This is a genomic window from Agromyces lapidis (assembly GCF_009749405.1).
GTDB classification, from domain to species: Bacteria; Actinomycetota; Actinomycetes; order Actinomycetales; family Microbacteriaceae; genus Agromyces; species Agromyces lapidis.
This window is the reverse complement of record NZ_WBIQ01000005.1, coordinates 363226-389966: the sequence shown is the minus strand read 5'-3', so window position 1 is coordinate 389966 and position 26741 is coordinate 363226. Positions and strand designations below refer to the sequence as shown.

Genomic DNA, 26741 nt, shown 5'->3' with positions numbered 1-26741 from the left:
ACGACGGACTGCCGTCCGATCATTCCCCTCAAGCTAGAGCAGGAACGATCGAAGAATCAAGCAGTTTCGCGCAGTATCACGCATTCTGATTTGCGCGTATCTGCTCGCGAAGGCAGGCGGGAGCAGGGTCGCGCCCACGCGACGCGCGCACCCCGCTCCCGCGCCGGTCGGCGCGCCCGGCTCACTCGCGCACGGCGCCCTCGATCATGCCCTTGATGAAGTGCCGTTGCAGGAAGACGTAGAGCAGCACGACCGGCAGCGCGACCATGACGGCGCCCGCGGCGAGCAGCGCCGTGCCCTGCGTGTACTGGCCCTGGAAGAACGCGAGACCGAGCGGCGCCGTGCGCACCGAGCCGTTCGGCGACATCACGAGGGGGATCAGGAACTCGTTCCACGTCCACATGAAGGTGAGGAGCACCAGGGTGAGGATCGCGGGCCGGCCGATCGGCACGAGCACCTGCCAGAGGATGCGCATCGAGCCGGCGCCGTCGAGCCGCGCAGCGTCGATGAGCGCGCGGCTCGACGTGCGGAAGTACGTACGCATCCAGTAGGTGCCGAACGCGATCGACATCGCGATCTGCGGGGCGGCGACGCCCCAGACGGTGTTCGTGAGGCCGACGACCCGCAGGTCGAAGTACAGCGGGACGATGAACGCCTCGGTCGGCACCATGATGCCGAGCAGGAACACGTAGAACATGACGGTCGCGCCGCGGAATCTCATCGTGCCGAGCGCGTACCCCGCGAGGATCGACGCGAGCACCGAGATCACGACGACGACGACCGCGACGACGACCGAGGTCAGCATGTACTGGCCGAAGCGGCCGATCTCCCACGCCTCGGGGAAGTTCTCGGGGTGGAACCAGCCGCCCTCGCGGGCGACCGAGGCGCTCTGCGGCCCGAACGCGAGCGAGACGATCACGGCGACCGGGCCGAGCACGATGAGCGCGAACGCGACGAGCACGACGTAGTTCGCGCCGCGTTCGATCGGGGACACCTTCACTTGCGGTCTCCGATCATGTTCACGACGCCGTTGATGGCGAAGACGATGAGGGTGAGCACGACGCCGACGGCGGTCGCGACGCCGACCTCGCCGAGCTCGAAGGCCCGGCGGTAGATCTCGTAGCTCGGCACCGTGGTCGAGGTGCCAGGTCCGCCGCTCGTCGTGACGTACACGAGGTCGAACGTCTTGAGCGCGGCGACGATCGTGAGCGTGAGCGCGACCGTGATCTCGCCGCGCACCATCGGCAGCGTGATCGCGAAGAACTCGCGCACGGGCCCGGAGCCGTCGAGGCGCGCCGCCTCGTACAGCTCGCGCGGCACGCGGCTCATGCCGGCCATGAGCAGCACGGTCACGAGGCCCGTGCAGACCCAGGTTCCGATGAGTCCGACCGCGGGCAGGGTGAACACGTAGTCGCCGAGCCACGGCCGCGCGAGCGACCCGAGCCCGATCATGCGGAGGAACCCGTTGAGCGGCCCGTCGGGGGCGTAGATCTGCCGCCAGGTGACGGCGACGACGACCATCGCGATGACCTGCGGCAGGAAGATCACGCTGCGGAAGAAGCCGAGCCCGCGCACCTGTGCACGCGTCAGCAGGCTCGCGAGCAGCAGGCCGATCACGAGCGGCAGCACCGCGTAGAAGAACACGAGCACGAGGGCATGCCAGAAGGCCTCGCGCAGGCGTTGGTCGGCGAGGATCTCGACGTAATTGTCGAAGCCGACGAAGGTGGATGCCCCGAGCCCGTCCCATTCGAAGAGCGAGAACTGCGCAGCCCGCACGAGCGGGAAGAGCAGGAAGGCGCCGTAGAGCAGGAGGGCGGGGGCCAGGTACGCCCAGGGGACCCACGCCGATCGGGCGGAACGCCGCGAGGCGCTCCGCCCGATCGTGGTCGTGCCGTCACTCATTGCTTGCGACGAACTCCGAGTAGTCGGCCTCGAGGGTCTCCGTGAACTTCTCGGGCGTCGTCTGGCCCGCGAGCAGGTCCTGCAGCGCCTGCCCCATCGTGTCGCCGAAGGTCGGCGTCGCGTAGTCGAGGTAGGGCAGCAGGCTGCCGTTGCCGGTGACCTCGCCGAAGACGGTGAACACGTCGGCCATCACGCCCTCGCTCGGAGCGAGCTCGGCCGTGCGGTTGACCGGCAGGTTGCCGGTCTCGGCGAGCACGTCCATCGCCTCGTCGCTCGTGATGAAGTCGATGTACGCGGCGGCCACGTCAGTGTTCTCGGCGGCTGAGGTGATGGTGAAGGGCAGGCCGGTGCCGCCCGTGGTGGCCGGCGTGCCGTCGCCCGTGTTCGGGATGAAGAAGCCGACGTCATCGCCCATCGCGTCGGCGAGGTCGGCGGCGAGCCACGAGCCGCCGATCAGGAACACGCCGTCGCCGGCCGCGAGCGACTGCCAGGCCGCGTCGTAGTCGGTGCCGTTCACGCCCTCGTTGAAGTAGCCGGCGTTCACCCAGTCCTGCAGCGTCGTCGCGGCCGCGACGTTCTCGGGCGTCGTCCAGCTCTGGCCGGCGTTGCCGAGGCCGAGGTCGGTGATGACGTCGGCCTCGACGTCATCACCCTGCACCGGTCCGAACACGTGCAGCGCCGGCCATTTCTCGATGTTGCCGAGCAGCATCGGGGTCTCCCCCGCGGCCTTCGCCGTCTTCAGCGCGGCGTCGAACTCGGTCCAGTCGGCGGGCACCTCGAGGCCGAGGTCGGCGAGCTTCTGCTTCGAGTAGAAGACGCCGACGACCTCGCCGACCTGCGGGAGGCCGTAGAGATTGCCGTCGCCGAACACCTTGGCGTCGTCGCTGTAGGTCGAGTACTGCAGCACCGACGGCGAATAGCGGTCGAACCAGCCGTACGCCTCGGCGTAGTCGTCGAGCGCGCGCAGCTGCTCGGCGGCGACGAACTGACCCATCGTGTTGCGACCGTTGTTCGCCTGCACGACGTCGGGCGCGTCGGCGTCGGTGAGGGCGAGCCGCAGCGTCGTGGCGAGGTCGTCGAACGACTGGGAGTTGCGGTCGATCGTGACGTTTGGGTACTTCTCCATGAACGCCTCGTTGAGCTGCTCCATCTGCTCGTTCTGGCCGCCGCGCACCTCCTGGTCCCAGACGGTGAGCGTCACGTCGCCGACGCCCGAGATGTCGGTGCTGATGTCGCCCGTGTCGGCGGTGCTGCCGGTGTCGGCACCGGTGCCGGGGGCGCAGCTCGTGAGGGCGACGACGAGAGCGGCGCCGCTCAGCGCCACCGCGGTCAGTCGGGTGTTCCGTCTCATGATGTACCTCTCTTCTCGGGATTCGATCGCCGGGCCGCTGTGGTGGCGTAGTCGGCGAAGGGGAAGGCGAGCTCCGCTCTGCGGCGCCCGGATGCCTCGGGGACGGCGTCGTCGAGGAAGCCGAATCGCGCCGCGAGCGCCGCGTCGGTGCCGTGCTGCGTGCGATCCCACCAGTCGGCGAGGTCGCCCCAGCCGGGCGCACCGACGGCCCCGCCCGGGTGCTCGACCGCGAGCGCTGCGCACAGCGCCGCGAACGAGAGCCGGTCGACGAGCGGCAGCTCGTGCAGGGTTCCGTAGACGAGGGCTGCGCCGAAGACGTCGCCGGCGCCCGTGGCATCCCGTCCGTTCGACGGCACCGCGTCCACGACGACCTCTTCGCCGCGGGTCGAGTCGATCGCGACGGCGCCGTGCTCACCGCGGGTGACCACGACGAGCGGCACAAGTTCGGCGAGCGCGCGGGCCGCGGCGACGGCGGAGTCGGTGCGCGTGTACGCCATGGCCTCGGTCTCATTGGGGGTGAAGGCGAAGCAGTCGGCGAGAGGGCTGAGGTCGGCCGGGTCCCACCGCTCGGTCGCATCCCAGCCGAGGTCGGCGAAGACCTTGGTGCCCGCGTGCGCTGCGGTACGCCACCATGCGTCGTCGGCCCGGCCACCGCGAGCGGCACCGAGGTCGACGAAGGCCGCGCGAGCCCGCGCGTCGTCGCCGACGAGCTCGCCGGCGGTGTACGGCGCGGGCTTCTCGCGGGTGACCATGCTGCGGTCCCCACCGGAGGCGATGGAGACCGTGACGGGCGTCGGCCAGCCGGGCACGAGCCGCGATCGGCCGAGGTCGATGCCCTCGCGATCGGCGAGGAACTCCCAGCACCAGCGACCGTAGACGTCGTCGCCGAGCGTCGCCGCCAGCGACGTGGTGAGGCCGAGCCGTGCGGTGGCGACGGCGAGGTTGGCGACCCCGCCGGGACTCGAGTCGAGGCCGTCGGCGTAGATCTCGGTGCCGGGCCGAGGCGTTCCGGCCAAGTCGGTGAGCACCAGGTCGAAGAAGACCGACCCGGTGAGGAGCACGTCGACGGTGCCGTCGGCCACCCGTTCTGCCACGCATCCTCCTTGAGTGCATCACCCGCGCGATCACGAGATCGGCTTTGACTGAACATACTCTCGAATGAACGGTTCTGCGTCAATTCGTGCTCGAAAGCGTCGATTCATGCTCGAAGTTGACTGCTAACATCGTGCTCATGCTCACAGCAACGCGACAGGCTCAGATCCTGAACTCCCTGCGCACCGACGGCGAAGTCACCGTCGAAGAGCTCGCCGTGCAGTTCGGCGTCTCGCTCTCGACGATCCGCCGCGACCTCAACGCCCTCAGCGCAGAGGGCCTCCTGCGTCGCGTGCGCGGCGGCGGCAGCATCGAGCCCGACCAGATCCCGTTCACCGACGTCGAGCGCCAGCACGCACCCGAGAAGTCGCGGGTCGCCGAACGCGCGGCCGAACTCGTAGCGGAGGGCGATGTGGTCATCATCGACATCGGCACGACCACCGCGCTGCTCGCCGCGCAGCTGCGCGGCCGCCGCATCACGGTCATCACCTCGAGCCTCGCGGTCATCGACGAACTGCGCGATGACGACGTCGTCGAGCTGATCGTGCTCGGCGGTGCCGTGCGCAAGAACTACAACTCGATGATCGGCACGCTCACCGAGCAGGCGCTCGCGCAGATCCGGGCGACGACGTGCTTCCTCGGCACGAGCGGCATCCGCTCTGATGGCACCATCAGCGACACCACGGGCATGGAGGTGCCCGTCAAACGGGCCATGATCGAGTCGTCCCAGCGCACCGTCGTGCTGGCCGACTCCTCGAAGTTCCCCGGCGTCGGGGTGCTGAGCGTGTGCGGACCCGACCGGATCTCGGCGGTCGTCACGAACGACGACGCGGACTCCGCGACCCTCGACCTCCTCCGCGGATCGGGAGTCGAGGTGATGACCGCGTGAAGCTCACCATCATCGGCGGCGGCGGGTTCCGCGTGCCCCAGGTGTTCGAGGCGGTCGCCGCCGACGACGCCCCCGTGCGCATCGACGAGCTCGCCCTCTACGACGTGTCGGCGTCGCGGCTCGAGACGATCGGCGCGATCCTCACGCGCCTCGCCCGGGAGCGTCGGCACGTGCCGGCGATCACCACCACCACCGACCTCGACGAAGCGCTGCGCGGCGCCGACTTCGTCTTCAGCGCCGTGCGCATCGGCGGCACCCGCGGCCGCATCCTCGACGAGCGCACCGCGCTCGACCTCGGCGTGCTCGGCCAGGAGACGGTCGGCCCGGGCGGGCTTGCCTACGCGCTGCGCACCGTGCCGTTCATGACGCGGCTCGCCGAGACGATCCGCCGGGTCGCACCCGAGGCGTGGGTGATCAACTTCACGAACCCGGCCGGCATCGTCACCGAGGCGATGCAACGAGTGCTCGGCGACCGGGTCGTCGGCATCTGCGACACTCCGATCGGGCTCATGCGCCGAGCTGCGTCCGCGACCGGCAGTGCGGCGAACGGCATCGCGTTCGACTACGTCGGGCTCAACCACCTCGGGTGGCTGCGGTCGATCACCGCAGGGGGCGAAGACCTCCTCCCGCGCCTGCTCGCGTCGGACACCTCGCTGGCGACCATCGAGGAGGCCCGGTTGATGGGCTTCGACTGGGTGCGGGCCATCGGAGCGCTGCCGAACGAGTACCTGTACTACTACTACTTCACCCGCGAGGCGACGGCCAGCATCCGGGCGGCGGAGTCGACGAGGGGCGAGTTCCTCGACCGGCAGCAGTCAACCTTCTACGCCGCGCCCGGCGACGACCCCCTCGAGACCTGGCTGCGCGCCCGCCACGAGCGGGAGTCGAGCTACATGGCCGAGAGCCGCGGCGACGACGAACAACGCCACGAGTCCGACGTCGACGGCGGCGGCTACCACCAGGTCGCGCTCGACCTGATGGCCGCACTCGCGAGCGGACGTCCGTCGACGATGATCCTCAACGTGCGCAACAACAGCCTCGTCCCGCAGTTGCCCGACGACGCGGTCGTCGAGGTCGGCTGCGTCGTCGACGCGGACGGCGTGCACCCGTGGCCGATCGCCCCGGTCACCGGCGAGATGCTCGGGCTGATGACGCAGGTCAAGTCCGCCGAGCGACTGATCATCGGCGCCGTGAACGAACGGTCGCGCGAGCTCGCGTGGCGAGCGTTCGCCGCGCATCCACTGGTCGACTCGGTCAGCGTCGCCCGATCGTTGCTCGACACCTACGCGACGTCGGTCCCCGAGATCGGCTCGATGCTCGAACCGGCCTGAGCCGTCGAGCCCCGTCGAGCCACCTTCAGGCGACCGGCGGATCCTCGTGCAGGTCGAGATCGGCGTCGGTGAGCACCCACCGGGTGAACCGCACGGTGAGGTCGGCCCGCAGCGGCGCGCAGATCATCGGCCCGGCCTGCGCCGCTCCGGCGGTGAACGGGGCGACGCGAAGGGTGCGCCACCCGCTCGTCTCGGTGCGCGCGCGCAGGGTGATCGCGTCGCCTGCCACGCCGCCGCGGCTCGCGCGGATGGTGACGACCTCGCCTGCCCAGTCGGGCACGGGTGCCATCGACCAGTCGCTGACGCCGTTCGTGACGACCGCACCGAGGTGCAGCACCCCGTCCGAGACCTCGAGTCCCGCCTTCACCCAATGCTCCTCGCCTGCGAAGAGCAGGATGCCGGCCTGGTCATAGAGCCCGGTGAGCGTCGAGGTGTCGAAACTCACCTCGAACGCGCTGCCCGTCGGCCAGTCGGCGAGCAGCCCGTGCCCGTCGTCGTGCACGAAGCCGTAGTGGGTGGTGCGCCAGTAGTCGCTGCCCTCGGCTGCGGTGACGACGAGCGCGTCGCCGTCGGGCCGCACCGATTCGGGCTCCCGGGTCCATCGGCCGTCGTTCCACTCCATCGCGCGCGCAGACATGCCGATCACGTTAGCGCGGAAGCCCCGGCGAGCCCCGCCACCGCCGCCGTGAGGAACACCCAGTCGCTGAGGATGTGCGCCCCGGCCGCGACCCACAGGTTCTTCGTGCGGATGAACGCGAGCGTGAACGCGATGCGTGCCGAGCCGATGACGAGGAACGCCTGGGCGACGTTCCAGTCGTAGGTCGGCAGGTGCGCCGCCCCGAACCACAGCGCGGAGGCGATCCACGCCAGCACCACCGCCGCCCTGCGCGAGAGCCCGCCCTTCGCGAAGAGCAGGTACAGCACCGCGAGGAACGGGAGCAGGGTGAACACCTCCTCGCCGACGAGCTGGATGGCGCTGCCCGCGTACAAGGCGATCGCGTCGACGCTTCCTGCCTCTCCCGCTGCGGCGATCGTCGTATTCGGGGTCACCCGGAACAGCATCGAGACGATCGCACCCACCGTGAACGTGATGACGATGTTCAGCACGGCGAAGAAGACCATTGCGAGCAGGTCGCGCCAGCCCACCCTGCGGAACGGCGCGGTCCAGTGGCGTCCGGCGACGAGCGCGAGCACGGCGAGCGGAATCGCGACGAAGAGGGTTCGCGGCACGATCGCGACGACGTTGCCGGGCTGGGGAAAGAAGGTCAGCACGAGGAATCCCGCGATGCACGCCGCCCAGACGACGACCCAGCGCCAGGTCGCGAGTTCGATCGGCGCCCCGTCGTAGAAGGGGAAGTCGACGCCGTCGGCCCGCTCGATCACGCGCCCGAAGCGGTCGCGGTCGACGAGCGGGCGAATGCGCCCCGGCTCGCTGAACACCTCGCTCATCATGCGGCCCCCGGTCGTCGATGAGGCCATCATGACAGCCCGAGCATGCTGCGGTGCGCGACGTTCGCAGTGCAGGATGCCTCGTCGGCACCTTTCAGCCCACGAACCCCCGGAAGGGGTCGTTCTGCTCGGCGCGCCGCTCGCGCTCGCGCTCGACCGCGCGCAGCTCGTCGTCGAGGTCGAGCAGCAGACCGGCCAGCCGTGTCTCGCGCTCGGCCTCGTACTCTTCGTCGACCTCGATCTCGGGCCAGCCGCCGCCCCACTCGCGGGCGAGACGCGCGTCGATCGCTCCGGCGACGTCGTCCCACGCCTCGGCGCGGGCCCGTTCGGCGAAGGCGGCGAGGTACTCGGGGTCGCCGCGCCTGGCCCACAGCTCTTTCGCCACCGCGGCGTAGACCTGCTCGCGCCGACGCAGGTTCGCAGCATCGGCCCGTCGGTAGTCGTGTTCGTTCGATGCACGACCCTCGCGGCGTGCCGCGGCGGCGCGGTCTTCTGCCGTGCGCTCGGCGACCTCGTCGGCCTCCTGCACGAGCTCGTAGAGCACCTCGCGCGCGGCGGCCGCGGCGCGCTCGGCGTCGAAGGGTTCGTCGCCGCGCAGCGCATGCATGACGAAGCGGTTGCGCAGGGCCATGCGCCCGGCGGCCTCGGCGACGAGCAGGCCTTCGGCGAGCATCTCGTCGAAGGTCGGAGGGGTGACTTCGGGCAGGGCGCTGCGGTCGAACGGCTTGAACCGCTTCGCCCGCCTCTTGCGCCAGAACGGCATGACCCCACCCCGTGAACGTCGATGTCCGACGCCGATCGGCGTCGGAGAACGAGCCTATCGCGGGCGACCGACGCGGCGCCCGGGGCGACCGACGGCGGTCTCGCGCCGGTGTCGCCGGTCGGGCGTAGCCTGCGTGAGTGGCGGTCAGGGCGAACGGCGGGCCGAGCGGGGCGAGCGGCGGGGCAGACGTCGAACGACGCTGCGGGCTCGTCGACGACGACGGCCGCGCCTGCCCGCACCCGGCCCAGCCGGCCGCGCCGCTGCCGCTGTGCGCCGGGCACCTGCTGCTCGCCCACGACTGGGTCGAGCGCGAGGTCGGCACGACCGACCTGCTGCCGGGCCCGTGCCCGGCCTGCGGCTCGCGCGTCGGCGTGCGCTACCCGAGCGGCTGGATCTGCGCCGAGTGCGAGTGGCGCTACGGCGAGCTGCCCGACCGCACGCTCGACGACGATCCGGTCGAGGTCGTCTACTACCTGCGCTACCGCGACCAGGTGAAGATCGGCACTTCGGCGAATCCGCGGCGCCGGGTCGCAAGCCTGCCGCACGACGAGGTGCTCGCGTTCGAGCAGGGCGGCCGTCTCCTCGAGCGTGCGCGGCACGAGCAGTTCGCCGCGTTCCGCGGCGCGGGCACCGAGTGGTTCGAGGTGCACGAGGCGCTGCTCGAGCACATCGCGGGGCTCTCGGCCGGGGTGCACGACCCGTGGGCGCAGTACTCCCGCTGGGTGAGTCGTCGGCTGGCACGGCCGTCGCGCGACTGAGCCCCGTGCACCGGCTTCCCAGCCGCGCCGCCGTAGCGTCGAGGGCATGGCAGCCGAGACCGAGAACCTGAATGCGATCGCCCAATGGGCGGTCTCGCTCATGGAGTGGCTCGGCGCGCCCGGCGCCGGCCTCGCGATCGCGGCCGAGAATCTCTTCCCGCCGCTGCCGAGCGAGATCATCCTGCCCATGGCGGGGTTCACGGCGAGCCTCGGCAGCTTCGGGCTCATCGAGGTGCTCTTCTGGACGACGCTCGGCTCGGTGCTCGGCGCGCTCGCGCTCTACGGCCTCGGCGCGTGGCTCGGCCGCGACCGGCTGATCCGCATCGTCGACCGCATGCCGCTCGTGAACGTCTCCGATGTCGAGCGTGCCGAGGCCTGGTTCGAGCGGCACGGAGACAAGGCCGTGTTCTTCGGCCGCATGATTCCGCTGTTCCGCAGCCTGATCTCGGTTCCGGCGGGGGTCGAGCGGATGCCGCTGCTGCGCTTCACCCTCCTCACGACCGCGGGCAGCGCGATCTGGAACACGATCTTCGTCGTCGCGGGCTTCCTCCTCGGCGAGAACTGGCACGTGGTCGAGCAGTACGCCGAGGTGTTCAAGTGGATCGTGATCGTGGTGGGTGCGGCCGCCGTCGGCACGTTCCTCGTCGTGCGACTGCGACAGCTCGCCCGCCGCCGCAGCGTCACGCCCTAGCGGCCCCGCGCCCGAGCGGCCCCGCGCCTGAGCGACCCAGCGGCCCGCAGCCCTGCCTCACGCGCGAAAGCCGACGAACTCTCGACGCCGCGTCCACTCCCATGGCAGAATCGTTAGGGTACTAACCAAACCCGGCGCACGATGGAGCCCCATGACCACGCAGGCAGCACCCGCCGCACACGCGGGCCCCGAGGCATCCACCGGGCCCGTCGAGGAGGGCACCGACCTGCTCGCCCTCGAGAACCAGGTCTGCTTCGCCCTCGCCGTCGCCGCACGCGGCGTGATCGGCATCTACCGGCCGATCCTCGAGCCCCTCGGGCTCACCCACCCGCAGTACCTCGTCATGCTCGCGCTCTGGCAGCGCAGCCCCCGCACCGTGCGCGACCTCGGCGAGGCGCTGCAGCTCGAACCGGCGACCCTCTCGCCGCTGCTCAAGCGCCTCGAGGCGCAGGGCTACCTCACGCGCGAGCGCAATGCACGCGACGAGCGCGCCCTCGACGTGGCCCTCACCGAGACCGGCCGCGCGCTCCGCGAGCGCGCGCTCGCGATCCCGCCCCAGGTCGTCGACCGCCTCGGCATGGACCTCGCCGAACTCGGCGCCCTGCGCGACCGGCTCACCGAGGTGATCGCGGCAGTGCAGCGGCCCTCCTGACACACCGCCTGACACGCTGCCGGGCTCGGGTCACGCGGGAGCCTCCTGCAGCGCGCGCACCTCGATCCGGCTGCCGAGGGCCGTCGAGGCCTGCGCCGCCCACTCGACGGCGGCGGCCTCGTCGACCGCCTCGATCACCCAGAAGCCGCCGACGTACGACGAGGCTTCGACGAACGGCTCGTCGCGCACGCGCACGTCACCGCCCGACGCATCGACCGTCTTCGCGGTCGAGGGCGGGTTGAGCCCGCCGGCGAACAGCCACGCCCCCGAGTCCTTCAGGGCGGTGTTGAACGCGCCGACCGCGGCGATCACGGCCTCGAACTCGGCCGGGTCGAACGCCTGCATCGATTCCATGGTCGGCTCCTCGGCGGAATCGTGCGGCATGGTCAGGAAGTACTGCGTCATGGTTCTGTTCCCTCTCGTCTTCGGGTGCGATTCGGAGGCACCCTCACTCAGGCGTCGAATGAGGATGTCGCGGATCGACACCTGCCGCGATCTCTTTCGCGATCGGGGCAGCCGAACCGGTGCGGCGGGTTCGCACCGGTCGCTCGCGGATGCCTCGGAGTGGCGCCGATCGGCCGGCTGACCTGGCTTTCCGACCAGCTCCCCGATGTCGGTGGGTGGTGCGAGGATCGCTTCATGGCGGAGGTGTTCGAGACCGGATCGGCGGAGGTCGCGTTGCTCGACACGGCCGACGCGATCGACCCGGCCGACCTGATCGACCCGGCCGACCTGATCGACCCGGCCGACGCGATCGACCCGGCCGACCTGGTCACCGACCCGTTCGCGCTCGACGCCGCGCACGAGTTCGCCGGGGTCGCGGCTTCGGTCGACGCATTCGCCGAGCTCTGCAGCGCGCTCGACGGCGCCGAAGCGGCGCAGTTCGCCGCGAACCGGGCGATGGCCGCCCACCTCGCCGCCGCCCGCCGCGCGCTCGACGTCGCGGCACGCAACCCCGCCGTGTACCTCCGACCCCAACAGCTCGGCGCGCCAGACGCGACCGAACTCGCGGTGCGGGCCGCCGCGACCGAACTCTCGATGCGGCTGCATGTCCCGGTCGGCACGATCCGCGGCCGCGCCCATGAGGCGGCCGTCCTCCAAGACCGGCTTCCCGCCGTCTGGGCGAGGTTCGTCGACGGGGTCGTCTGCTACCTCGACGCCAGAGTCGCGGTCGATACGGCGACCGGGTTTCCCACGGGTGACGCCCGCCTGCCCGAACTCGATGAGGTACTGGCCGCGATCATCGGCACCGTCACCACGACCCGGTTGCGCCAGAAGGCCCGAATCGTGCGCGCGAAGCTCGAACGCGATCGACTCGAAGAGCGCCACGCCCGCGGCATGAACGATCGACGCGTCACGGTCGAGCACGTCGACGACGGCATGGGCTGGCTGCACCTCTACACCTCCCAGATCGAGATCGCGAAGATCACTGCACGGCTCGACGCGACCGCCCGCCGCGACCGGGGCGTCCCCGACGAGTCCCGAAGCTTCGACCAGCTCCGCGCCGACACCGCGACCGCTTGGCTCACCGGCAAGGGCACGCCGACCGCGGCCCGCACGGAGATCATCGTCACCGTGCCGATCCTCACCGTGGCCGAGTCGGCCTCGGCGATGCGCGGCCACACCACCGACATCCCGTTCGCCGGTCACTCCGGCTGCGGGCCTTCCGAGGGCGCGTCCGAGGCGGCCGCAAACCCGCCCAGTGACCCGGTGCTCGACCCGACCGCGCTCGATGGTGCGATCGCCGCCGCCTCCGCCCAGCTCCCGATGCTCGACGGCGTCGGCCCCATCGACGACGCCACCGCTCGCGAATTGTTCGCCGATGCGTCTTCGTTCCGGCGTCTCGCCGTCGACCCCATCACCGCCGCACCTCTCGCGCTCGACCGCAAGCGGTACCGCCCCACGAGGGCGCAGCGCATCTGGCTCGCTCTCGTCCACGGCCGCTGCACTCGCCCCGGTTGCAACCGCCTCGCGGTCACTGCCGACATCGACCACATCGACGACTGGGCCCGCCTCGGCCGATCGAATCCCGACAATCTCTGCCCCGAATGCCGCGGCGACCATCGCCTCAAACACACGACCTGGCTCACGCCGACGAAGAACCCCGACGACACCGTCACCTGGACGAGCCCGACGGGTCGCGACTACACCGACCCGCCACCCTTCTGAATCGAGGTCGATGAGGGTTCCGACGCCGGGAGCAGACGGCCACGCCGCCGGGCTGCGGCACGCAGCGCCGGGCAGCGGCACGCTGCGGCGCGCTGCGGCGCGCGGCGTCAGGCAACGGGCGGCGTGAACCCCCGAACACCACCGTCGGCGGTTGCGAACTTCGCGATGAGGCTGGCGTCCTTGCCGCCGAAGCCCTCCTCGATGAGGCGCCCGAACTGCTCGAGCGCGATGCGCGAGGCCGGCATCGGCAGGCCGGCCTCGGTGCCGGCCGCGACGGCGAACGACAGGTCCTTCTCCGCGAGGAGGGTCGTGAACGTCGCATCGTAGTTGCGGTTCGCCGGGCTCGTCTCGACCACGCCCGGCGCCGGATACCAGATGCGCAGCGGCCAGGACTCCCCCGATGAGACCGACGCGACCTCGAAGAACTTCGCGGGGTCGAGCCCGAGCGAGTCGGCCAGCGCGGCACCCTCCGAGACTCCGAGCAGTGACACGAACAGCATGAGGTTGTTGGCGAGCTTCGCCGCGATGCCGAGCGTCGGGCCGCCGAGCTCGAAGACATGACCGGCCATCGGTTCGACGAGCTCGCGAGCGTCGGCCGTGGCATCCGGTGCGCCGCCGAGCATGAACGTGAGGCTGCCGGCCGCCGCGCCCGCGATCCCGCCCGAGACGGGCGAATCGACGAAGCGGAAGCCGCGCGACCCCGACTCCTCATGGCACCAGCGCGATGTCTCGACGTCGACGGTCGAGGTGTCGAGCAGCAGCGCGCCCGCGGGCGCGGTCGACCACACCGCGCCGTCACCGGCGTAGACCTCGCGCACGTGCTCGCTGCGGGGCAGGCTCGTGAAGACCGCGTCGGCGTCGGCGACCGCATCGGCGATCGAGTCGACCACGCGCACACCGTGCGCTGCGGCGGCCTCCCGCGCCTCGGGCATCGGATCGACGCCGCGGACCGCATGGCCGGCCGCCACGAGATTCCCCGACATGGGTCCGCCCATGTGCCCCAGTCCGATCCAGGCGATGTTCGCCATGGGCCTGCCCTCCCGACCTCGTCGACGTGAAGTGCTTTCGCGCTCCCACGATACGCCGGGATCCGCCTGGGGCGGCGCGTCGCGCCTACTCGACCGACGCGGGCGCGAACAGTGCGGCCCTCGCCGCGTCGAGGTCGGCGCCGACCCCCGGCGCGCGAATTTCTGCCATGACGAAGCCGTCGCGGCGCACGAGGTACACCCGGTCGTGCCGCAGCCGCGGGCGACCCCGCACCCCGCGATCGCTGGGGAACACGTGCGCCTCGACGCCGAGCTCGCGCGCGATGCGCAGCACCACCCGCTCGGGCACGCCGTACCCGTGCACCTGCCACTGCATCGACCGCAGCGCGTCGAAGTTGTCACCGGTCCACGGCAGCCGCACCCCGACGACTCCGCTGTGGCGGCGCTCGCGCCGCGATCGGCGCGAGCCCGAGGCATCCGGCACCTCGTACCTGATGCGCGTCTGGGAGAGGTAGCCGAACACGCGGCGGCCCGCCATGACGGGCAGCAGCCGCACCCCGATCGGGCCGAGCGCCGGCAGGGCACGGCCGCGCAGGAATCGGGCGAACCTCGACTGCGAGGTGACCTCGCCGAAGAGCCGATCGGTCGTCGCGACGAGCGTCTCGCCGACCGGGCGACGCTCTGCTTCGTACCGGTCGAGCCGGGCGTCGGGCATGCCGCCGACGATGACGTCGGCGAGCGCGCAGGCGAGGTTGTGCGCCTCCTGCAGTCCGGTGTTCATGCCCTGCGCACCGACCGGAGAGTGGATGTGCGCCGCGTCGCCGACGATGAAGCACGGGCCCTCCCGGAACCGGGCCGCGAGCCGGTGGTGAACGCGATACGTCGTGAACCACGCGCTGTCGGAGTACTCGACCCCGAATTCGCGGCCGACGAGCTCGCGCACGCGCTCCTCCCGCAGGCTCCCGTCGGCGTCGAGGTCGGCATCGCGCACGACGCCGAGCAGCCGCATGCGCATGCCGCCCATCGGGAACGCCAGGATGAAGTGCTCGGTCGTGAAGCGCAGGTTGATGGCGTCGCCGACGAGCCCGGTCACGTCGAGCGCGTCGGCGATGTAGAAGGTGTACTCGTTCGTCACGCCCTCGAAGGCGATGCCGAGCGACTCGCGCACCCGCGAGTGCGCCCCGTCGGCGCCTACGCAGTACCGCGCACGCACCGTGCGGCGCTCACCGCCCGGCGCGGCCAGTTCGGTGACGACGGTGGATGCCTCGGCGCCAGCGCCGGGCTCGACCACGAGTCGTTCGAGGCGATGCCCCCACAGCACCTCGCGGCCCGCCTCGGCGAGCGCGTCGACGAGCAGATGCTCGTTGCGGCTCTGCTCGAACACCGTGATGTCGGGGTACGGCGTGATGCCGGCGCCGAGCCCGCGGAACTCGATCGTGCCGAACGCCCGCCGACCCGCGCCGGGCGCGATCGCGGCAGCCGGGGCACGCTCGGCGAGCACACGGTCGATGAGGCCGAGCTGGTCGTAGAGCTCCATCGATCGGGCCTGCACGCCGAGGGCCCGCGACTCACGGGTGGGGCCGTCCTTGCCGTCGACGATCGCGGCGTCGACGCCGAGTCTCGCAAGGCTGGCCGCGAGCATGAGCCCGCTCGGGCCGGCACCCACGATGAGCACGTCGGTCGTGATGGAGCCGCTCACTGCGTCCATGCCTCCATCGTGGCACCGCCGCTACCGCCGGTCGAGTAGCGCGCGACGAACGAGTACACCCGCCTGTCGAGTAGCCGCGACGAACGAGCGCGCGTATCGAGACCAGCGGCACGTGCTCGCGCTACATCGCACGGCGCCTACCCGACCGACGGCACCCCGGGCAGCAGCACTTCTTCGGCCGACTCGATCCTGCGCCAGCCGGTGACGACCGCGGTCGGGGGCAGCACGTCGGCCGCGACGAGCTCGGGCATCTCGAGGCCGGCCAGCGCCGCGACATCGGCCACGGGAACCTGGAAGGTGCGGAACGGGCCGAGCGGCGGCACGGCACCGGGTTCGGGCGGGCGCACCTCGCTCGTGTCGACGAGGGGCGACTGGTCGAGCACGAACGCGGTCGCGGCGAGCGCGGCGCCCGTGTTCCACGCGACCACCTTCCAGAACTGCAGCGGCACCCGGATGCCGCGGTACCCGGGATCGTCGTCGCCGAGCACGGGGGCGGTGAAGACGCTCAGCCGCTGCGCCGTCGTCTCGGCGTAGGCGAGTACATGGTCTTCGAGGCCGAGCCAGAGCTCCTTCGACTGGTTGAACCCGGCGGCCTGGGGCGCGGCGTTCGTGTAGTGGAAGGTGTCGGCGTTCGCCCGGGCGGCGACGACCGGCTCGCCCCAGACCGGGTCGCGGCGGCGCACGAGATGGCCGCGATCGAGGTCGTTCGCGGCGTAGACCGCCGGGCCGGCCTGCCAGTCGGCGGGCACCCGCTCGTCGAGCCGCCACTCGTCGCCGCCGCGCGCGAGATCGAGCAGTGCGGCCCCGTCGACGTTCACGCCGGTGACCCGGGCGAACCGCCGCACCGGGTCGAGCACGACCGAGAAGTGCACGTAGGCGAGGTCGACGCACTCGGATGCCTCGGGGCCGGGCTTCGGCCGCGGCATCGGGGCCGTCACTCCCAGGAACTGCGCGTCGAAACCCATGCGCCCAGCACACCACACACCGCCGACGCCGATGCCGCCGCGGTCGCGGAGGGAGCCAGAATGGGCGAATGGACCTGCTGCTGGCCGGGGTGCTCGCGCTCCTCGCCATCGCCGCCGCGACCGCGATCGGACCGAAGCTCGGCGTCGCGGCGCCGCTGCTGCTCGTCGTCGCCGGGCTCGGGGTCAGCCTGCTCCCCTCGGTGCCGCCGATCGAGATCGACCCCGAGTGGATCATCGCCGGGGTGCTGCCGCCGCTGCTGTACTCGGCGGCGGTGTCGATGCCGGCGATGGAGTTCCGCCGCGACTTCGGCGCGATCGGCGGCCTCTCGGTCGTGCTCGTGGTCGTGAGCTCGGTGCTGCTCGGGCTGCTGTTCACGTGGATCATCCCGGGTATCGACCTCGCGATCGGCATCGCCCTCGGCGCCATCGTGAGCCCGACCGACGCGGTCGCGACCTCGATCGTGAAACGCCTCGGCGTCTCGCCGCGGGTCGTCGCGATGCTCGAGGGCGAGAGCCTGCTCAACGACGCGACGGCGCTCGTGCTCCTGCGTTCCGCGATCGCCGCGGCCGCGGCATCCGTCTCGATCTGGGGCGTGACCGGAACCTTCGTGTACTCGGTCGCCGTGGCGACCGCCATCGGCGCGGTCGTCGGCTGGGTGAGCCTGCGGGTCCGCGCCCGGGTCTCGAACCCGACGGTGAACACGGTCATCTCGTTCACGATGCCGTTCCTCGCCTCGATCCCCGCCGAGCTCCTCGGCGCCTCGGGGCTCGTCGCGGCGGTCGTCGCCGGTCTCATCACCGGGCGCGGGGCGGCGAAGTACCTGAGTCCCCGGCATCGCCTCTCCGACGTGCAGAACTGGCGCACCGTCGAGCTCGTGCTCGAGGGCGCGGTGTTCCTCGTGATGGGGCTCGAGCTGACCGCCCTCGTCGACGACGTCGAGCAGGGGCACACCGGCACCTGGGGGGCGGTCGGCATCGCGGCGATCGCGCTCGTCGCGGTCACGCTGGTCCGCGCCGCGTACGTGGCCCCGCTGATCCGGACGCTCGGACGGCGCGCGCAGCGCGGCGCCCGCGTGAAGGAGCAGCTGCAGGCGCTCCCCACCGACACCGCAGCGTTCGCGCTGCGCGCGGGCCGTGCACCCGACCACGCGAGGTCGGCACGATTCCGTTCGATGCTGCGGCGGCGGGTCGCCGACCTCGACTACTACGTCGACGAGTCGCTCGACTGGCGCGACGGCACGATCATCGTGTGGGCCGGCATGCGCGGCGTCGTGACGCTCGTCGCCGCGCAGACCCTGCCGGCCGACACCCCGAACCGTTCGATGCTCGTCTTCATCGCGTTCCTCGTCGCGGTGACCTCGCTGCTCGTCCAGGGCAGCACGCTGCCCTGGCTCGTGCGCTGGCTCATCCCCGCACGCGATCCCGGCCCGGGCGCCGCCGAGCGGCGCGAGCTCCGCGACCTGCTGCGCGCGGCCGCGATGCACGAGCTCGCCGAGTCGGGCGACGCGCAGTCGCGCATGATCGCCGAGCGCATGCGTGCGGCCTGGCAGGTCTCCAACGACGAGGGCGCCGGCGAGACGGATGCCACGGACGAGGCCGATGCCGCGGGCGTCGGCGGCATCGGCGGTGCGAAACCCACCGGCCGCGAGGCATCCGCGCCCCGTGTCGACCCCGAGCAGGTGCGCCGACTTCGCCTGCGCATGATCGAGGCCGAGCGCACCGCCCTGCTCGACGCCCGCGACGAGGGCCGGTTCAGCGCCGCCGCGCTGAGCGCCGCCCTCGAAGACCTCGACGCCGAGCAGATCAGCGTCGAGCTGAAGGGCCTCGACGGCGCCTGAGCGCCCGCTCGTCCTGAAACGTGCGGAACGAAGCATCCCCGACCCGCGTCATGATCTGCGCCCGCGCGCATCTCTCAAGCAGAGCCATCTGTTCTGCCGACGGGAAGGGGAAGCGCCATGGCCCACCACATCGAGTTCGTGTACGGACCGCTCGGCGAGGAGACCCGCCTCGCCTGCGCCTGCCCGCGCGACGGCAGCCACCTGCGGCCGAACTCCGAGAGCCGCGTCGCCGACGAGTTCGACGAAGCGCGCCTCGCGGCCGCGCTGCCCGCGCGGCGCGCCGAGCGGATGCGCCCCGGCCGACGGGCACAGCCGCGCACGCGGTTCACCTTCGTCCCGTCCACCGGAGTGCACGCGCGGCGCGCAGCCTGACGCGCGGCAGCGGAGCACCCCGCGGCATCCACGCGAAACCCTCCCGCGCGTATCGTGTGACCAAGCCGGAGGTCGCGCATGTGACGTTCCCGTCACCGTGACCGCCCTTGGTTGAGGGGGAGCACGATGACGACGCAGCACACGCCCGACCACATCCCGGAGCACGACCCGGCCGACGACTTCGAGAACTACCGGGAGCGCATCGGCGACGAGATGCTCGCCGTGCAGGACTTCTCGAACGAGGAGCACGGCTACCACAAGACGCTGAAGGCGCGGCAGATCCAGATGATCGCGATCGGCGGCGCGATCGGCACGGGCCTGTTCATGGGTGCGGGCGGGCGGCTGAACAGCTCGGGGCCGTCGCTGCTCATCGTCTACGCGGTATGCGGGTTCTTCGCGTTCCTCATCCTGCGTGCACTCGGCGAGCTCGTGCTGCATCGACCGAGCTCGGGCTCGTTCGTCTCGTACGCGCGCGAGTTCTACGGCGAGAAGATGGCGTACACCGCGGGTTGGCTGTACTTCCTCAACTGGGCGTTCACCTCCATCGTGGATGTCACGGCCGCGGCCCTGTACGTGAAGTTCTGGGCCCAGTACTGGCCCCCGCTGCAGGCGATTCCGCAATGGGTGATCGCGCTCATCGCCCTCGTCGTGGTGCTCTCGTTGAACCTCGTCTCGGTGAAGATGTTCGGCGAGATGGAGTTCTGGTTCGCGCTCATCAAGGTCGCCGCCCTCCTCGTCTTCCTCGTCTTCGGCATCCTGTTCATCGTCTTCGGCGGCCAGACCGACGTCGGCCCGACCGGCTTCTCGGTCATCGCCGACAACGGCGGCTGGTTCCCGATGGGCGCGGTCGCGCCGATCCTCGCGATCTCGGGCGTCGTCTTCGCGTACGCCGCGATCGAGCTCGTGGGCACCGCGGCCGGTGAGACGGCCGAACCGCGCAAGGTCATGCCGAAGGCCGTCAACACCGTCGTACTCCGCATCGCGGTGTTCTACCTCGGCTCGGTGCTGCTGCTCTCGCTGCTGCTGCCGTACACCTCGTACGAGGCCGGCGAGTCGCCGTTCGTCACCTTCTTCTCGCACCTCGGCTCCCCCGACGCGGCCGCGGTCTCGGCCTCGGTCATGAACTTCGTGGTGCTGACGGCGGCGCTCTCGTCACTGAACGCCGGACTCTACTCGACCGGGCGCATCCTGCGCTCGATGGCGGTCAACGGCTCGGCGCCGCGGTTCACCGAGCGGATGAGCGGCAACGGCGTGCCGTACGGCGGCATCCTGCTCACCGCGGTCGTCACGCTGCTCGGCGTCGGGCTCAACGCGATCGTGCCCTCGCAGGCGTTCGAGATCGTGCTCGAGGTCGCCGCGATCGGCATCATCGGCGGCTGGGCGACGATCATCCTGTGCCAGATGCAGCTCGCGAGATGGGCGAGGCAGGGCCGCCTCGAGCGGCCGGCGTTCCGCCTGTGGGGCGCCCCCTATACGGGATACCTCACGCTCGCCTTCCTCGCGTTCGTGCTCGTCACCATGGCGTTCTCCGAGACCGGCCGATGGGTGCTGCTCTGCAGCCTTGCACTCATCCCGATGCTCATCATCGGGTGGTTCGCGTTCCGCGGGCGCATCGCCGCCGCGGCGAAGGAGCGCGAGGGGCACACCGGGGCGTTCCCGGTCGTGGCCGAACGGCCGGCGGTCGACAACCCGCCGCGCTTCGGCAGCCGCAAGGACGACGAGTGAGTCGAGGCATCTGAGGCAGGATGCCCGGCATCCCCCGAGGCCGGCCCGCTCTGCGCGCGGCTCTGTCCGAGCCGCCTTCGCTTGGCTCGCCCCCGCCGACTCGCGGAGAGGTTGCCCTTCACGCAATGCCAGTTCCGCCTCATTCACTGGGTGGGTCATTCGCTCGAATGAGGCGCCCTGAGCCGCACGCGACTCGCGCGCCCACCGGCTGAGGCGCAACTGGCATACGCGAAAGAGGAAGCATCCATCGCAGCACGGGGCGCTGACGCTCACCGGGTGAGGCGCAACCGACCTCACCGAATCGGAGGCCACCCATCGCACTGCGGCATGGTCCGCGCGCACGCGAGCCAGTCGCGGTCAGGTGCTCGGTGCGCGACGCCCGCGGCGATGAACAGGCTCAGCCGTGCGCTGCGGGCGCCGCGAAGAGGTTCAGCACGAGCACCCCGGCGACGATCAGGCCGATGCCGAACAGCTTCGGCACCGTGAGGCTCTCGCCGAGGAACAGCACGCCGATCGCGACGATGGCCGCGGTGCCGACGCCCGACCAGATGGCGTAGACCATGCCGATCTCGAGTTCGCGCACCGCTTGGGCGAGCATCGCGAACGAGACGCCGTAGAGGCCGAGCACGCCGACCGTCCACCAGGGCTTCGTGAAGCCCTCGGTCTTGCCGATGAAACTGGTGGCCGCGACTTCGAAGGCGATCGCGAGCGTGAGGAAGAGCCAGGCCATCCGATGAGTCTGGCAGGCACGACGCTACTCGATGGGCGCCGACGTGTTCAGCGTCGCGAGGATGCCGGCGGCGACCTCGTCGCGCGACCGCTCGGGTTCGAAGACGAGCCACTCGAGACCGGCGAGGAGCACCGCCCCGAAGACGCTCGAGGCCATGATGCCCGCACGGCCCGCCGGCACCTCCGTCTCGTCGATCGCCGCCTCGAACACGGCGAGCGCCTCGTGCCGCAGGGCGAACAGCGTCTGCTGCCAGGCCCGGTCGGTGCGGAAGATCTCGGAGGCCATGAGCTTCGCGAGCGGTGCGTTCGCGGCGATCCGGTCGAGCAGCTGGCGCACGAGCGCCTCGATCGCCGGCCAGCCGCGCAGCTCGCCCTTGGCCGTGCGGAGGGAGTCGGCGAGCGAGCCGACCCCCTCCTGCAGCATGGCCTCGAACAGCTGGTCCTTCGAGCTGAAGTTGTAGTACAGGCTGCCCTTCGCGACTCCGGCGAGCTCGGCGACCTCGTCCATCGTGGTGCCGGTGATGCCCTTCGTCGCCGCCAGCTCGAGCGCGGCGTCGAGGATGGCGCGCTTGGTGGTGTTCGCGCGGGCCATGGTCGCTCCTCAGGTCAGATCGCGAGCTCGGGGTGCAGGCGGCTGACGCTCCACATCCGCTGCTTGCCGGCGCTCCCCGCGCTGATCGCGAGCGAGCCGACGAGGATGCCGGCCATCACGAGCACCGAGAGCCACAGTCTAGAGTCCACCCCGCCGGTGATGAGCTCGCGCAGGCCGCTCACCACGTAGGAGGCGGGCATGAACGGGTGCAGCACCTGGAAGAACTCGGGCGTCGTCTCGACGGGGTACGTGCCGCCCGACGAGCTCAGCTGCAGCATGAGCAGCACGAGGCTGACGACGCGGCCGGCCGCGGTGCCGAGCACGATGATGAACATCTGCTGCAGGGCGAGGAACGCAAGGGTCACGAGGTAGATGAACGCGCTCGTCGCGAGCCAGTACTCGGGTTCGAGGCCGATGCCGTAGACGAGCACCAGCACCATGATCACGACCTGCCCGAGGCCGATCGCCATCGCCGGGAGGAACCCGGTCATCACGGCGCGGAGACCGCTGGCCGAGGCGGCGAGCGCGCGGGTCGGCAGCGCACGCAGGATGAGCCACATGATCAGGCCGCCGACGAAGGTCGCGAGCGCGATGAAGAAGGGGGCGAACCCTTCGCCGAAGCTCGACGCCGCGTTCTGCGAGCTCTCGTCGAGCTGCACGGGCGCGGCCATCACCTCGGCCTTCGCCTCGATGTCGGACTCGCTCATGTTCGGTGCGGCTTCGGCACCCTCGTCGAGCCCGTCCGCGAGGGTGCGGCTGCCGTCGGCCAGCTTGCCGGTGCCCGCCGCGAGGGTGGTGCCGCCCTCGGCGAGCTGCGAGGCGCCGTCGGCGAGGTCGCCGGTGCCGGCGCTCAGCTGGGCGGCGCCGTCGGCGACGGTGTGTGCGCCGGAGGCGGCGTCGCCCGATTTGCCGGCGAGGGTCGCCGCGCCGTTCGCGAGGGTCGTCGCACCGGATGCCGCGTCGCCGGACTTCTGGGCGAGGGTCGCGGCACCGTTCGCGAGGTCGTGCGCTCCGGATGCGGCGGTGCCCGACTTCTGGGCGAGCGTCGCCGCGCCGTCGCGCAGCTGCGCGGAGCCGCTGGCGAGGTCGGCGGCCTTCGGGACGCCGGCGTTCAGCCCGGCCGAGAGGGCGTCGACCTTGCCGGCGAACGCGGTGGTGCCTGCGGCGTAGCCCTGCACCTGCGGAACCGCGGCCTGCGCCCCGGCGTCGAGGGTCGCGGCGCCGTCGGCCGCCTGCTGGAGGGAATCGAGGTAGGCGGAGACGGGGACGTCGGGGTTCGCCTGCGCGGCGGCGAGCAGCGCGTCGAGCGAGCCGCTGAGCTGGGCGCTGCCGCCGGCGAGCTGTTCGGTCTGCGTGGCGATCTGCCCTGCACCGTCGGCGAGCTGGTGCGAACCGGTCGCGAGCTGCCCTGCGCCGGCGGCGGCCGTGCCGAGCTGCGTCGAGAGCGCCCCGGCCCCGTCGGCGACCTTCGTCGCACCGGTCGAGAGCCCGCTCGCACCGGCGGCGAGCTGGTCGAGCCCGCCCGCGAGGGTCGAGGTGCCGTTCGAGAGCGTTCCCGCGCCGCCGGCGAGCTGCCCGAGCCCGCCCGCGAGGGTGCCCGTACCGCTCGAGAGGCTGCCCGCACCCGCGGAAAGCTGGTCGAGCCCGTCGGCAAGAGTGCCCGAGCCGTCGGCGAGCCGGATCGCGCCCGCGTCGAGCGCCCCCGCCCCGCTCGTGAGGTCGCCGAGGCCGACGACGAGTCGGCCGGCGCCGGCGTCGGCGGTCGCGAGGCCGTCGGCGAGGGTGCCCGCACCGTCGGCGGCCTCGCGGATGCCGTCGCCCGCCTCCCCGATCGCGACGAGCATGGTGTCGGCGGTCTGCTTGCTCACGTTCTCGGCGACGGTGTCGCGCAGCTGCACCATGGCCTGCTTGCCGAGGGTCGAGGCGAGGAAGCTGTTCGCGTCGTTGTACTCGACCTCGACCGTCGCGGGCGTCGGGTCGTCGTCGGCGACGGAGACGGCGTCGGCCGAGAAGTCCTCGGGGATGGTCACCGAGAAGTAGTAGTCGCCGTCCTGCACGCCGGTGGTGGCATCCGCCGCGTCGGTGACCTGCCAGTCGAGGTCGCCGCGGTCGGTGAGCTCGGTGACGAGGTCGTCGCCGGCCGTCAGCCGCTCACCGCCGACCGTGGCGCCCGCGTCCTCGTTGACGAGGGCGACCGGGAGGTTCTTCATCTCGTCGGTGGGCGCCCAGAACGCCCAGAGGTAGAGGGCGCCGTAGATGAGCGGGATGAACAGCAGCACGACGAGCGCGATCTTGGGCAGCACGCCCTTGCGGAAGCGGCGCAGCTCGGTGCCGGAGGAGAGGAAGGCGAACATCAGGCGTGCTCCAGGATGAGGTCGGTGAGGTCGGACGCGTCGTCGCGCGGTGCAGCGGATGCCTCGCCCGCCGCTGCGGTGAGGTCGACGACGTGCGGGGCGAGGCCGAGCTCGGCCCAGAGTTCGAGTTCGGGTGCGGCCGCCGAGGCGATGACGGCGGTGCCCGCGCGGGTGATCGCGTCGAGGCGCAGCCAGAGCGTGCGGCGCGCCTCTGGCGACTGCAACTGCTCGATCTGGTCGAAGAAGAGCGCGTCGGGCTCGCTCATCATCGCGAGGGCGATGCGGAGAAGCACGGTCTGCACCTCGTCGAGGTCCCAGATGAGGGTGTCGACGGCGGGCAGCGGCACCTCGCCGAAGACCGGGGCGAGCACGCGACGGAGCTCTGCCTCGTCGGTGCGCCGGATGAAGGCCCACCACGGCGAGAGCCAGGCGGCCCGCTCACGGATCGCAGCGCCCACGGTGACCGACTCCTCGAGGGTGTCGATGCCCTGGAACCCCGCGATGGCGGTGGCGCGCTGCACCGGCCGCGCACGGCGGGGCAGGTCGTAGCCGAGGGTCTCGAGGTGGCCGCTCGAGGGCTTCATGCGCGCGGCGAGCGTGAGCAGGAGGCTCGTGCGGCCGCTGCCGGCCGGGCCGGCGACGACGGTGAGGCCGGAGTCGGCGACGAGCGAGACGGGCCCGTAGACGGGGCCGCGCTTGGAGTGGAGGGCGAGTTCATGCGCCCGCACGATGATCGGCACGATGCATCCTTCGTTTTGTACTGACTAGTCAGTCTAGAACGGTGAACCTCGCTGCGCAAGCGAGCAGTCGAGGTGGGCTGCGCGGATCCGTCGCAGGGCGCATGATTCTTGCGAGACCTCGTCCAGTTCGTCGGGATCGTGCGCCAGAACATGATTCTCTGCCGAAAGTTTGCGTTCTGGCGCGCGGGTGTTCACACTTGTGTCGCCACCACCTGACGTACCCGCCGGAGACTCCAGTGACCATCGACCACGAACTCGCGCCCGAGAACGACGCCTCCCTCGGGCGTCGCCGGCCCGAGGCATCCCAGGGCCCCACCCGCATGCACGCCGTCACCGGCGAGACCGAGGCCATCGTCGACCTCGTGCTCGACTACTCGCGGCGCCGCCTGCTCTCGACCGACACCCCGCTCGACAAGCCCGAGACCGAGGCCGAGCTCACCCGCCTCGCCGGCCGCACCATCGACGAGCAGGGCATCGGCGCGACGCGCGCGCTCTCGATCTTCGAGCACGTGCTCGCGCCCGCGTGCATCACGATCGACCACCCGCAGTACCTCTCGTTCATCCCCGCGGCGCCGACGAAGGCCGCCATGGCGTTCGACCTCGTCGTCTCGGCATCGAGCCTCTACGGCGGCAGCTGGATGGAGGGCTCGGGCGCGGTGCACGCCGAGAACGAGGTGCTCACCTGGCTCGCGCACGAGTTCGGCCTGCCTGCCGGCGCCGGCGGCGTCTTCGTGCAGGGCGGCACGATCGGCAACCTCTCGGCGCTCGTCGCCGCGCGCGAGGTCGCCCGCGAGAAGCGCACCGCCGCGGGCGAGCCCATGCCCGCACGCTGGAAGCTCGTCTGCTCGAGCGAGGCGCACTCGTCGAACAAGTCGGCCGCGAAGGTCATGGACGTCGACGTCGTGCTCGTGCCCGCGGGCGACGATGGGATGCTCCGGGGCGACGCCGTGCGCGCGGCGCTCGAGGAGCACGGCGACGACGTCTTCGCGGTCATCGCGACCACCGGCTCGACGAACTTCGGCATCGTCGACGACGTCGCCTCCATCGCGGCACTGAAGGACGAGTTCGACTTCTGGCTGCACATCGACGGCGCCTACGGCCTGACCGGCATGCTCTCGCCGCTCGCCCGCGAGCGCTACGCGGGCGTCGAGCGCGCCGACTCGGTCATCGTCGACCCGCACAAATGGCTCTTCGCCCCCTTCGACGCGTGCGCGCTCATCTACCGCGACCCCGAGATCGGGCGCCGCGCGCACACCCAGCACGCCGAGTACCTCGACACCCTCACCGGCAAGCCCGAGTGGAGCCCGTCGGACTACGCGGTGCAGCTCACCCGCCGCCCCCGCGGGCTGCCGTTCTGGTTCTCGCTCGCGACGTACGGCGCGGCGGCGTACCGCGACGCGATCACGAACTCGCTCGAGCTCGCCCAGCGCATCGCCGACGAGATCCGCAACCGCCCCGAGCTGAAGCTCGTGCGCGACCCGCAGCTCTCGATCGTCGTCTTCGAACGCGAGGGGTGGACGATGGACGACTACGAGCGCTGGTCGGCGAAGCTGCTCGACGAGCAGCGCGCGTTCGTGACGCCGAGCTCGCACGCCGGCCGGCCGAACACCCGATTCGCGATCGTGAACCCGATGACGACGTTCGAGCAGCTGGTCTCGATCCTCGACACGATGTGACGGGCGCCG

25 protein-coding genes are annotated in these 26741 nt (G+C 71.3%); 10 read left to right on the top strand and 15 right to left on the bottom strand.

The annotated features are described in order from the left end of the window. Positions 1–181: 181 nt before the first annotated feature. The 4 genes from GQQ93_RS08820 to GQQ93_RS08805 are packed head-to-tail and all read right to left on the bottom strand — an operon-like array spanning position 182 to position 4347. The gene (locus tag GQQ93_RS08820; protein WP_157423846.1) at positions 182–1000 is read right to left on the bottom strand and encodes a carbohydrate ABC transporter permease; all 819 of its coding nucleotides are present in this window, start codon (positions 998–1000) and stop codon (positions 182–184) included. Then, entirely contained in the window at positions 997–1902 is a 906-nt protein-coding gene (locus GQQ93_RS08815) for a carbohydrate ABC transporter permease (protein WP_157423845.1), read from the bottom strand. Before GQQ93_RS08815 ends, GQQ93_RS08820 begins: the two co-directional genes overlap by 4 nt. Beyond that, complete coding sequence (locus GQQ93_RS08810) at positions 1895–3253, bottom strand: ABC transporter substrate-binding protein (RefSeq protein WP_157423844.1); 1359 nt, start codon at positions 3251–3253, stop codon at positions 1895–1897. Before GQQ93_RS08810 ends, GQQ93_RS08815 begins: the two co-directional genes overlap by 8 nt. Then, complete coding sequence (locus GQQ93_RS08805) at positions 3250–4347, bottom strand: PfkB family carbohydrate kinase (RefSeq protein WP_157423843.1); 1098 nt, start codon at positions 4345–4347, stop codon at positions 3250–3252. Before GQQ93_RS08805 ends, GQQ93_RS08810 begins: the two co-directional genes overlap by 4 nt. Positions 4348–4484: 137 nt before the next feature. On the opposite strand from GQQ93_RS08805, the gene GQQ93_RS08800 reads away from it, so the two are divergent. Both GQQ93_RS08800 and GQQ93_RS08795 read left to right on the top strand, forming a co-directional pair. Then, a complete protein-coding gene (locus GQQ93_RS08800; protein WP_157423842.1) occupies positions 4485–5234 on the top strand; it encodes a DeoR/GlpR family DNA-binding transcription regulator in 750 nt (249 codons plus the stop codon). Continuing rightward, positions 5231–6565 carry a 6-phospho-beta-glucosidase gene (locus GQQ93_RS08795; protein ID WP_157423841.1) on the top strand — a complete coding sequence of 445 codons (1335 nt, stop codon included), beginning with the start codon at positions 5231–5233 and terminating at the stop codon, positions 6563–6565. The genes GQQ93_RS08800 and GQQ93_RS08795 overlap by 4 nt, the downstream gene beginning before the upstream one ends. Before the next feature lie 25 nt (positions 6566–6590). On the opposite strand, the gene GQQ93_RS08790 is transcribed toward GQQ93_RS08795, so the two are convergent. From GQQ93_RS08790 to GQQ93_RS08780, 3 genes are all read right to left on the bottom strand, one after another. Further along, a complete protein-coding gene (locus tag GQQ93_RS08790; protein WP_157423840.1) occupies positions 6591–7202 on the bottom strand; it encodes a DUF1349 domain-containing protein in 612 nt (203 codons plus the stop codon). Positions 7203–7207: 5 nt separating this feature from the next. After that, complete coding sequence (locus GQQ93_RS08785) at positions 7208–8047, bottom strand: CPBP family intramembrane glutamic endopeptidase (protein ID WP_212277286.1); 840 nt, start codon at positions 8045–8047, stop codon at positions 7208–7210. Positions 8048–8108: 61 nt separating this feature from the next. Further along, entirely contained in the window at positions 8109–8777 is a 669-nt protein-coding gene (locus tag GQQ93_RS08780; protein WP_157423839.1) for a hypothetical protein, read from the bottom strand. A gap of 137 nt (positions 8778–8914) precedes the next feature. Between GQQ93_RS08780 and GQQ93_RS08775 the strand changes: the two genes are divergently transcribed. The 3 genes from GQQ93_RS08775 (at position 8915) to GQQ93_RS08765 (ending at position 10878) form a co-directional block, all read left to right on the top strand. Next, a complete protein-coding gene (locus GQQ93_RS08775; protein ID WP_157423838.1) occupies positions 8915–9535 on the top strand; it encodes a GIY-YIG nuclease family protein in 621 nt (206 codons plus the stop codon). Positions 9536–9581: 46 nt separating this feature from the next. Further along, a complete protein-coding gene (locus GQQ93_RS08770) occupies positions 9582–10226 on the top strand; it encodes a DedA family protein (protein ID WP_157423837.1) in 645 nt (214 codons plus the stop codon). Positions 10227–10377: 151 nt separating this feature from the next. Further along, positions 10378–10878 (top strand): MarR family winged helix-turn-helix transcriptional regulator, encoded by a 501-nt coding sequence (locus tag GQQ93_RS08765; protein WP_157423836.1) that lies wholly within the window; start codon positions 10378–10380, stop codon positions 10876–10878. 30 nt (positions 10879–10908) lie between these two features. Here the strand turns inward: GQQ93_RS08765 and GQQ93_RS08760 are convergent, their stop codons facing one another. Next, entirely contained in the window at positions 10909–11283 is a 375-nt protein-coding gene (locus tag GQQ93_RS08760; protein WP_157423835.1) for a YciI family protein, read from the bottom strand. Positions 11284–11517: 234 nt separating this feature from the next. On the opposite strand from GQQ93_RS08760, the gene GQQ93_RS08755 reads away from it, so the two are divergent. After that, positions 11518–13047, top strand: coding sequence for an HNH endonuclease signature motif containing protein (locus tag GQQ93_RS08755; protein ID WP_157423834.1), 1530 nt, complete (start codon positions 11518–11520; stop codon positions 13045–13047). A 107-nt stretch (positions 13048–13154) separates the two neighbouring features. On the opposite strand, the gene GQQ93_RS08750 is transcribed toward GQQ93_RS08755, so the two are convergent. From GQQ93_RS08750 to GQQ93_RS08740, 3 genes are all read right to left on the bottom strand, one after another. After that, the gene (locus tag GQQ93_RS08750; RefSeq protein WP_157423833.1) at positions 13155–14075 is read right to left on the bottom strand and encodes an NAD(P)-dependent oxidoreductase; all 921 of its coding nucleotides are present in this window, start codon (positions 14073–14075) and stop codon (positions 13155–13157) included. A gap of 85 nt (positions 14076–14160) precedes the next feature. Beyond that, a complete protein-coding gene (locus GQQ93_RS08745; RefSeq protein WP_157423832.1) occupies positions 14161–15741 on the bottom strand; it encodes an FAD-dependent monooxygenase in 1581 nt (526 codons plus the stop codon). Between the two features lie 137 nt (positions 15742–15878). Then, positions 15879–16706, bottom strand: a complete 828-nt coding sequence (locus GQQ93_RS08740; RefSeq protein ID WP_157423831.1) for a DNA/RNA non-specific endonuclease — start codon at positions 16704–16706, stop codon at positions 15879–15881. A 68-nt stretch (positions 16707–16774) separates the two neighbouring features. Here GQQ93_RS08740 and GQQ93_RS08735 point away from each other — a divergent pair, with 68 nt between their 5' ends. The 3 genes from GQQ93_RS08735 (at position 16775) to GQQ93_RS08725 (ending at position 20641) form a co-directional block, all read left to right on the top strand. Next, complete coding sequence (locus tag GQQ93_RS08735; protein WP_157423830.1) at positions 16775–18544, top strand: cation:proton antiporter; 1770 nt, start codon at positions 16775–16777, stop codon at positions 18542–18544. A 117-nt stretch (positions 18545–18661) separates the two neighbouring features. After that, positions 18662–18916 carry a hypothetical protein gene (locus GQQ93_RS08730; RefSeq protein WP_157423829.1) on the top strand — a complete coding sequence of 85 codons (255 nt, stop codon included), beginning with the start codon at positions 18662–18664 and terminating at the stop codon, positions 18914–18916. Between the two features lie 213 nt (positions 18917–19129). Continuing rightward, positions 19130–20641, top strand: a complete 1512-nt coding sequence (locus GQQ93_RS08725; RefSeq protein WP_246192231.1) for an amino acid permease — start codon at positions 19130–19132, stop codon at positions 20639–20641. 397 nt (positions 20642–21038) lie between these two features. Here the strand turns inward: GQQ93_RS08725 and GQQ93_RS08720 are convergent, their stop codons facing one another. Genes GQQ93_RS08720 through GQQ93_RS08705 form a run of 4 tightly spaced genes read right to left on the bottom strand, consistent with a single transcriptional unit; the run spans position 21039 to position 25056 of the window. Continuing rightward, positions 21039–21371, bottom strand: coding sequence for a DMT family transporter (locus tag GQQ93_RS08720; RefSeq protein ID WP_157423827.1), 333 nt, complete (start codon positions 21369–21371; stop codon positions 21039–21041). 24 nt (positions 21372–21395) lie between these two features. Then, positions 21396–21962 (bottom strand): TetR/AcrR family transcriptional regulator, encoded by a 567-nt coding sequence (locus tag GQQ93_RS08715; RefSeq protein WP_157423826.1) that lies wholly within the window; start codon positions 21960–21962, stop codon positions 21396–21398. A gap of 14 nt (positions 21963–21976) precedes the next feature. Further along, positions 21977–24316, bottom strand: coding sequence for a YhgE/Pip domain-containing protein (locus GQQ93_RS08710; protein WP_157423825.1), 2340 nt, complete (start codon positions 24314–24316; stop codon positions 21977–21979). Further along, on the bottom strand, positions 24316–25056 hold the full coding sequence (locus GQQ93_RS08705) for an ATP-binding cassette domain-containing protein (RefSeq protein ID WP_170296158.1): 741 nt from the start codon (positions 25054–25056) through the stop codon (positions 24316–24318). The genes GQQ93_RS08710 and GQQ93_RS08705 overlap by 1 nt, the downstream gene beginning before the upstream one ends. Positions 25057–25376: 320 nt before the next feature. Here GQQ93_RS08705 and GQQ93_RS08700 point away from each other — a divergent pair, with 320 nt between their 5' ends. After that, entirely contained in the window at positions 25377–26732 is a 1356-nt protein-coding gene (locus tag GQQ93_RS08700; protein ID WP_157423934.1) for a pyridoxal phosphate-dependent decarboxylase family protein, read from the top strand. Positions 26733–26741: the final 9 nt, after the last annotated feature.